Source organism: Rhodoferax sp. UBA5149, assembly GCF_002413825.1.
GTDB lineage: Bacteria > Pseudomonadota > Gammaproteobacteria > Burkholderiales > Burkholderiaceae_C > Rhodoferax.
On the sequence record NZ_DHXT01000210.1, the window covers coordinates 4,217 to 4,754 of the forward strand.

Below are 538 nucleotides of genomic sequence, written 5' to 3' on the forward strand. Positions count from 1 at the left end.
AATTGCCCGGCCTTGGTCGAACCACTCGGCTGAATCGGACCGTTATTGCCCAGAATGCCGACCAGCCGACCCTGCACGCGGGCGTGACCACACATCATCTCGCTGGCGTACTCGGCCTTGAACTCCAGAAAATCAGAGCCATCCACCAGCCGCGCTATCACCTCGCGCACGTCGTAGGGCTCGCGCTCATCGGCAGGCACCACACCCAACAGCTCCTGCTCGTCGTACAAGGGTTCGTCAAAGCTTGCCTCAAGGGGCGTCAGATCCCACTTCAACTTGTCCAGCACTTCCCGTGCCATGCCAATGGCATGCGCATCGTCTTCACACAAATACTCACCCAGGCCCGTCACTTGCGCATGGGTCTCCGCCCCGCCCAGCTCATCTTCGGTGCAGTCCTCGCCAATGGCCGCCTTCACCAGTGGCGGGCCCGCCAGAAAGATGTTGGAGCGTCCGCGCACCAGAATCACATAATCCGACAAACCGGGCAGGTAAGCGCCCCCCGCCGTGGAAGACCCATGCACCACGGCTATTTGCGGCA

At 61.5% G+C, this 538-nt stretch carries 1 protein-coding gene; it reads right to left on the reverse strand.

The features are described 5' to 3' along the window. Positions 1-538, reverse strand: a 538-nt coding sequence (locus tag B3V69_RS18985) for a carboxyl transferase domain-containing protein (protein ID WP_296448823.1), incomplete at both ends; no start/stop codon positions are given.